We start from the raw sequence: 8207 nt of genomic DNA on the forward strand, positions 1-8207 counted from the left end.
TCTTAAGGATACACAACTCTCCTTCATGCCTCCCGATTCCACTGATTTCCCAGCTACCCCACCCGAAGGTGGGGATGGGCCGTTGGAAAGGGGAGATGAAAAGGCCGGCGATGTCCTGGGCGACTTTCGGCTGATCGAAAAGCTCGGCGAAGGCGGCTTCGGCCTCGTTTGGCGTGCCGAACAGATGCACCCCGTGCGACGTGAAGTCGCGTTGAAGCTCCTGAAGCGCGGCATGGACTCGCGGCAGATCCTCGCCCGCTTTGATCAGGAGCGCCGCATGCTGGCGGCCATGGAGCACCCCTGCATCGCCACCATGCTGGATGCGGGCATGTCCCCGGATGGGCGGCCCTTTTTTGTGATGGAACTGCTGCGCGGCAGGCCCATCACCGCGTTCTGCGAAGAGCACCACCTGACGCTGCGGGAGCGCATCACGTTGTTTCGGGAGGTATGCAGTGGCGTGCAGCACGCACATCAGAAGGGCGTCATCCATCGCGACCTGAAGCCCACCAACATCCTCGTCACCGAGGTGGATGGCCGGCCCATGCCCAAGATCATCGACTTCGGCATCGCCAAGGCGCTCGCCTCCGGCGGCATCGAGGCCATGACCTTCGCCACGCAGGCGAATTTCGTGCTCGGCACCCCGCAGTACATGTCCCCGGAGCAGATCGAAGACGTGGGCAGTGTGGACACCCGGAGCGACATCTACGCGCTGGGCACCGTGCTGTACGAAATGCTCACCGGCAGCCCGCCCTTTGCCGAACTCACCCGGCAGGGCCAGACCCGCCAGGAGTTCTGGCGCATGGTGCGCGACAAAAATCCGCCACGTCCTTCCACCAGTTTCACCACCCGGATCCTTCCTGCGCCGTCACCCGCCCAGGAGGTGCGCATGGATGTGTCCAAGCTGCCCGCGGATCTCGACTGGATCGCCCTGCGCGCTCTCGAAAAAGAGCCCCAGCGCCGCTACCAAAGCGCCACCGAATTCGCTGCGGATTTGCAATGCTTCCTCGATGGCGCGCCGGTCTCTGCGCATCCGCCCAGCAGGTCCTACATCGCCTCGCGCTGGATCAGGCGGCACCACGTCGCTTTTGCAGCGGCTTGCATCAGTGTGCTCGCTTTGGTCACAGGGGCGGGCGTGGCCATCTGGCAGGCGAAGCTTGCGCGGGAGGCGCAGGGGCGGGCGGAATCCGAGGCGCTGCGCAGCCGTGAGTCCGCCACCTTCCTCACCGGTCTGCTCGGGGAGGTCGCCGATGAAGTGCGCAACGGGAGGAACCCTGAGGCCCTGCGGCTGGCGCTCATCACCAGTCAGCAGCGCATCGAAGACATGCGCGAGGACCCGGATCTGCAGATCGAACTCATGAACCAGGTGGCCCGCTTGTTCGATCTCATGAGCGACCGCAAGTTGTCCCTGGGTGCACTAAGACGCACAGCGGAGCTCACGGCTGCACGGTTGGGGCCCGAAAATCCAGCGGCACGGGAGGCCGCCTTTCAGCACCTCATCATGGCCGTGGATCACGGGTCCCGGATCGAGGCGGTGGATCTGCTCAAGGCCCTGCGCTCGGACATTGAGCAGCATGAGGGGCGGGGCAGCCAGAACTGGTTCCGGGCGCAGGGCATGTTGGTGCGCGCCTGGACGAAGCTGCGCCGTGGCAAAGAGGCGGCGCAGGCCAGTGCCGAGGCGGTGGCGGAAGCGCGCCAGAAGCAGCTCAGGGGCGTGCCGCTGCACCGAATTCTCATGTCCCATGCCGAGGCGCTGGAGTCTGCGCGGGAGTTTGATGCGGCGGAGAAGCAGATTTTGGAATGTGTCTCCCAAGCGAAGAAGGATGGCGATCTCGCGAAGCACCAGTGGGAATTTGATATCCGGCTGGTGGAGCTCATGATCCATCGTGGCAACCATGCGCGTGCCGCTGAAATGCATGGCATCGTGGTGCAGCGGCTCAAGCAGCAGCAGCCGGAGGCCCCGAATCTGCCGCATCAGCTCATCTGGCTGGCGGAGATCGAAAATCGCGCCCGTTTGCATGATCAGGCCATCCAGCACACCCAGGAGGCCATCGAACTCATCCAGCTGCGCACGGCGGCCATCTCCAAGGAGGATGCCCGCGCCAACACCCTGCGGGAGGACATGCAGGTGGCCTTTGAAACGCAGAGTGCTGCTTACTGCGGCTTGAAGCAACCTGAGGCAGCGCTCGCCGCTGCGAAGGAAGGCCTGCGCGTGGCGCAGCAGGGGGGCAATGAAACCTACATGACCCGCGCCCTGGCCGCGCTGGCGGGGGCGGAGGAATCCGCCGGGCATCTGGATGAGGCCTGGGAGCTGCACCACCAGCTCTATGAGAACCACGCGGAGCACAACGCCACCTACAAGAACCGTTTGGACGATTTGCGTGAAATGACGCGCATCCGGCTGCGCGAGAAGCGTTTTGAGGACGCCATGACGCACGCGCGGGATGCCTGGAGGCAGACGCTGGCCGAGCCCTCGGCCAAGCTGGAGCCGGATTATCTGGAGTATATGGCCGACTTCGCTCTCAAAACCTGGAGGACGGTGCAGGCGGCCAGACCGGGGGTGGGGGTGCCGGAGGAGGTGGCGGCTTGGGAGAAAGCGGTGGGGCTGGTGAAGGCCAAATGAAGGGCGGCAGGGGGTTGAGGGAGGTCAAGAATCGTCATGGCACTGGGGGTGGGACAGAGGACGTTTTTGTGTGTCGGATCTGGCAATCTTGCAGGTTGGTTGCGGTTGGGGGGATTGGGATCGTTTGGTAAAAGATTGGGGGGGTAAAAAATTTCAGAGTGAAGATTTGTAATTCCGGATGGGAGTCAGGGGAGGAGCCGGAGATTTGAAACCGCTGATGGGACACTGACTGGCACTGATCCGGCCAATGGGTGTTGATGGGCCGTTCGTTTTTGACGGAGAGGGGCAGAGGGGGCAGGGAAGGGGATTGAGTTGATGGGGGGGTAAAGTGCTCAGGTCCGCTGCGGATTGCCGGTGAATGGGTGCGAATTCATCGGGATTTCATGCGGGGTTCAAACAGATTTCACGGAGCTGGGTAGTCTGCCCCCATGCTGCTGCTTCCCTCATGCTCTGATGTGCCCCCCGCACCGCGGGCAAAGTCCATGGCTGGTGCGTCCCGCTGCGCCGGGGCGTGGTCTGCCATGAATGAAGAGGGGCGGCAGTGGCTAGCTGCGCTTCATTGACAAACAAACACACACACCACCCAATCCGATGTCTCTTCCTTATCTTATCTTCATTGGCTATCTGGCCGCCTGGATTCTTGCGATACGAAACGCGCTGAAGTCGCAGGTGCGGAACCGGGGAGCCTGGCGCTTCACGGCCGTGCTGCTCACGGCTGGTCTGGCCTCGTTGCTGGCTGCGCGATGCATCGGCTCCTCACTCGACAAAGACGGCTATTTGCAGGAGCCGTTCTTCTTGATTGGGGGAGGGAGTCTTTTGAGCCTCGCCGGGTCATGCCTGACGTTAGGGCTGTGGCTGCGCGGGCTTTTTAACCGAGGGGAGGTCCCGGGGGACAAGAGCCAGGCAGCTTGACGCCGTGCCGCCCAGTGACACCCCGAGGTCTGCCTGCGTGGCAAGCGCTGCTCAGGCAACCCGGATGGGTGGGACGGGAGAGCGGGCCGAAGGAGGCTTTGGGACGTGCGTTTTTGCCGCAGAGGGGCAGAGATGCAGAGGAAGCAGAGATTTTTAACCACGGATGACACGACCCGCACGGATGAGAGGAACCTCATGTTTTCACTCCAGAGGCCGAGGAGAGGGCAGGGAGGGACGGACGGGACAGCGGGCCGAAGGAGGCGCTGATTTTGGATGGGGAGGTGATCCAGGGGACGTGAGGGAGAAGCGAGTGGCTTGGCTGTGGTTAGCGGCCTTGGTGGGTGGACAAGTGAACGGTCCGGAAACTCTTTGAGGAGACCAAAGGTGGGCGAGGATTCCGGGCACAAAGAACTTGGCCCTAAACCTCATTTACCCAGATTTCCGGATATTGAAAACCTCGGTCGCGAGTATTATTTAAATGAAACATTGAGGTAAGCGAATACTTGCATAAGCGTATATCGTTCGAATTTTCCCTCCTCCATCCCACGAACATTCAATGCCTACAAATGACCTCCATATCAAGCGATCAGATGGGCTGGATGTTTTGGACTCATATCTTAAAAATCCGGCGACCTACTCTAAATCACTTGTCATCCCTAACGATCTTTCTCTAGCTGGGGGAATTGGGGTTTCAGTCAGTTTCTGCCAGTTTTTGTTAACATGGGCTCGGAAGAGCAATCAACGCATCATCAAGACATTCCTTGATGACGGAGAATCACAAGAAGCGTTCGCTTCCCGTGTGCATGGACTTTGTGCTAGCTATTTTTCGTTTCGTCTACTGTCTAAAGAAAATAAAGATATCCGGCAAAGTGTTCTAGTAGCAGCACGCCCTCGAATTGAGGCTATGAGTCGAGGTGACCTTGTTAAAACAGCTCGCGGTAGAGAGATCGAGCTTATTTTTATTGAAAATGCCATCAACGAGTTTCACGGATCCGTTTACACAAGAGCACCAAACGAATTCGAAAAGAACGACCGCGAACTTCACAGTTCTCTCGTTCGATCCTACAGAGAGATTAACCGATTCTTAGAGCTATGTTTCGAAGAGTTAAATATTAAAAATCTTGTCGAAAAGCATATAGCTCGAACTGACTACATTTTCGGCCGCCTGTTGAGTGAAGTATTTCATAATACCATAGAGCATGCGTATTCCGAGGTGGATGGAACTAAACTCGACAAAAATCTCCGGTGCATAAAAGTTTCTGCACAGGCCATCGATAGAGATAAAATTTGTTTAGCTAGTGTCAGTTCGCCGACTAACCAAATCGCCGCAAAAGCTTATTTTTCAGCCCTCGCTAATGCTCGACAACCGACTAGCAAAGTGCCCAGATCTCAAATACGAATACTTGAATTGTCAGTGTTTGACTCAGGTCCTGGGTTCGTCAAAACTATTGCACAACGAGCGATAGACGATAGACCGCTAGAGCGGATGGCGGTGGCCAAATGCTTTCGAAAGCACCAGTCTGCAAAAGGCTCTCTTCAATTTGGGAGAGGTTTGGGAAATGTTATAGAGCTGGTAAATGAGCTTGAAGGTTTTCTTCGAGTGAGGACTTCAAGTGCTGAAGCATTTTATACTGCGGGAATGAAACCAGATATGGACCCCGAAGATTTTGTTGCTGGGAACCTCCCGAAAGTCGAAGGAACCGTGGTCACTATCGGAATCCCCATACAATACTAATATGGCATTTTACGGATTTAGCGCCTCACTAAAAAGCGAAAGCACATTTTTTGATGTCGCGGTTTTATATAAATTTCCCAATGGTGGTTATAATCCGAGTCTAGACGAAACTCTTGAAGCTCTTGTAAAGCGACGTCTCCCGCCGCAGCGAATTGTGCTTTTATGTCCTAAGGGTATAGAAACGCAAGTGGAGGAAGAGTATTCGAAGATATCGGGATCGACGAAAGACAGATTGCGGGCGGTTGATCATGTAATAGTCGCGCCGTTTGATCAATGTGGCAAGATAGATCAAAAAGCTGTAGTTCAACTTTATCGGCCAAGCACATCATGGATCATTGCAGAAAATGAGATAGACGATATAGTTGCCCAAGGAATACAAACGATCATTGCTGATTCCGGAGCGGCGATGAAGGCACCAGCTGGGTGGTCATTTCAAAAACCATCGGAGCATCCTAGTCAGATATTTCTCAGAGCTGGAAACATGATGAAAAATCCATCTGCATTGGCGGTGATATTCCATGCCATGGTCAGGGTGCTTCCATTTGGTATCAAAAGAATATATATCGACAGCTTCACTATACTTTCTATTGCACTATTTTATCAGAAAAGTATGCCTGAGCTTGCACATGCTTGTGGCTTAAAGCCCGAAATACCAACTATTACGAATTTTCATTCTTACTCCATCGATCCCAAGCTGAGGTTTGAAGTGACGTCTGATTATGTGGTGCTAATTTCGGCGTCATCTTCTGGGAGTTTGGCAAAAAAATTAGTGCATGACCACCATGCAGCAGAAGATAAAATATTTCATCTTTTAGTTTTCTCTAAAAATACCGACTTGAAAAAGAGGGCGGTTTACTATGAAAAAACGGCAGTTAAAAACGAACGAGAGAGTCAACTGCCGAATAAAATCATTAATATACCGGGGGAAGAATTTATGGCTTCCCATGGAAATACTCGCACCGTCAATATTACAAAAAAGCATTTTACCCGACACGAAAAAGATTTTCTCCGCGAGAAGTTTTATAATGCCAATTTAGCAATACAACTGTCTGGGGTCTATGGAAGACATTATCGCCCATTGTCCTTTCACTCGACCTCACACTTTCAGGGCTGTGCATTTGAATCGTGGGTGAAGCGGCAACAAACACATTTGCCTATAAACACTACCGCTATAATCACGATGGAGGATTACTCCTCGCGACTAATGGCTGAGACCTTGTGTGATTTGAGAACAAATCCACGAAAGACTAAATTAGACATATACACTCTAGAAGAGTTTGAGAAAAATAGAAATGGAACAGAATGCCACGACAATGAATCGGTAGCTATCACCTGCTGTGATGAATCGAACGGTGAAAACTTGCATATTATTAGCCAATCCTTAAGAGAGTGGCCAAAACTCCACCGCCACTATGTAGTGGGCCATGTCTTTCCTGCGTCCGCAGCAAGATATAGGCACATGCATTCGAGCTTAACGAATAGCGGTACGACAAAAAAGTATGGGTGGTCTTTTTTTAGTGTTACACCAATTGGCGATGAATCAATACACCAGTCTTGGTTGCAGGAGAAAAAATTTGAATATGATCAATGCAAATTGCCAGCTCAGTGTAAACCGCTCGCGGCCGCATTGAGAAATAGAGCCGCTAACTTAAAGGGCACCCATTTGAGTATGAATAATGTATTCTTACCAAAGATTGACGGCAGCTGTCTAGAATTACGACCGGACTCGGTTATACTTGACCCAGGATACAAAAATATATCACAGGTGATTGTGTATGTTCAGATCGCATCAGCATTACAGCGGGCGCGAGATTGTAGTTTGTATGATGGTATCATCCTACCAGAGGATATCTGCTTCCAAAGCAATCCTTTCATTGATGACGTAATCGACCCGGACACTTTTGCACGATATAATGACGGCATTATTCAGGCGGCGATATTGCGCGCCGCGACACCATCTGAATTAAATTTTTCACGGGACCGGGTGCTTAGCCAAAATATGCTAAATTTAATAACGTCCTTGCTTAACGCTAAAGCCGGAAAACGTGGTGAGGCGGCCCTCGAATTTGTTTTTGCTTTTTGCGCCGGAAGATTGCGTTTGGACGATTCTCACGACGGCGAGCTAAAAGAATTCATTCAAGGACATAAAGATTTAAAGGCAGTATCGAAAATCTTTTGCGCCAAGACTGCGTTTTAAAATTCATGAGCATTAATCCAAATTCTCTGATTATGAAGTCTACTTCTTGACCAAGTACTAATTCCCATCGGGCTGAATCACCAAATCGGAAACATCAGATAGCGCACTATTCATTCCTGATATTTTGGTTTGAAATTCACCCTCACCGTTTTGCGGTGACGCCGTAAATGTGGGTGTAGCCGGTATAGGTGCAGGAGGAAGTGAAACGAGAAAAGCCTGTGGGCTGGCGGGTGATCTCCTGCACCCATTCAGGGTGCGACCTTCGGTGGAAGGGGGCATTGTGATGGACCCAGGGCTTGCTGCGCTGCGCCCTGGGCTGAGTCCGGCGGCCCTTCAGGCCGCGATGGCAGGGGGGCAGGATGGCAGGGGGGCAGTTGCACAGCAACTGGGCTCCTTTGATGGCGCGGTTTTGGGGGACTGGGTAGGGCCGAATTTTGGCCACAAAGTGAACGCTGCGGGCTACGGGCAGGATTGCCCGTGCTACTTTGCTGGCGCATTCGCGGCTGCGCCGAGATTTGAATGAAGCGGACAGGAGTGTCCGCGCTCCGCTCAGCCTTCGAGGATGTAGCCGATGGCGAGTTTTTGGAAGTGGTCGACTTCGTGGGCGGTGCGGACGGGGGTCCAGTGGAGTTCGGTGGCCATGAGGGCGGCGACGCGGGGGGCGGCGGACATGGAGGCCTGGGCATCGAAGAGGAGGCTGCGGCTGCGGCGGGCGAGGACGTCCTCCACGGAGAGGGCCATTT

5 protein-coding genes are annotated in these 8207 nt (G+C 54.0%); 4 read left to right on the top strand and 1 reads right to left on the bottom strand.

What is annotated here, in order from left to right:
• Window positions 1–25 precede the first annotated feature (25 nt).
• The 4 genes from ACIREA_RS03985 to ACIREA_RS04000 all read left to right on the top strand — a co-directional run bounded on the left by ACIREA_RS03985 (window position 26) and on the right by ACIREA_RS04000 (window position 7464).
• Entirely contained in the window at window positions 26–2620 is a 2595-nt protein-coding gene (locus tag ACIREA_RS03985) for a protein kinase (RefSeq protein ID WP_397380781.1), read from the top strand.
• Window positions 2621–3211: 591 nt separating this feature from the next.
• Window positions 3212–3532, top strand: coding sequence for a DUF3955 domain-containing protein (locus ACIREA_RS03990; RefSeq protein WP_397380783.1), 321 nt, complete (start codon window positions 3212–3214; stop codon window positions 3530–3532).
• Between the two features lie 556 nt (window positions 3533–4088).
• Window positions 4089–5267: an ATP-binding protein gene (locus ACIREA_RS03995; RefSeq protein WP_397380785.1), complete on the top strand. Its 1179-nt coding sequence runs from the start codon at window positions 4089–4091 to the stop codon at window positions 5265–5267.
• Between the two features lies 1 nt (window position 5268).
• Complete coding sequence (locus ACIREA_RS04000) at window positions 5269–7464, top strand: hypothetical protein (RefSeq protein ID WP_397380787.1); 2196 nt, start codon at window positions 5269–5271, stop codon at window positions 7462–7464.
• Window positions 7465–8013: 549 nt separating this feature from the next.
• On the opposite strand, the gene ACIREA_RS04005 is transcribed toward ACIREA_RS04000, so the two are convergent.
• On the bottom strand, window positions 8014–8207 hold a 194-nt coding region (locus ACIREA_RS04005), incomplete at its 5' end, for a glycerol-3-phosphate dehydrogenase C-terminal domain-containing protein (RefSeq protein WP_397380789.1).

This window comes from Prosthecobacter sp. (assembly GCF_044373815.1).
Classification (GTDB): Bacteria; Verrucomicrobiota; Verrucomicrobiia; order Verrucomicrobiales; family Verrucomicrobiaceae; genus Prosthecobacter.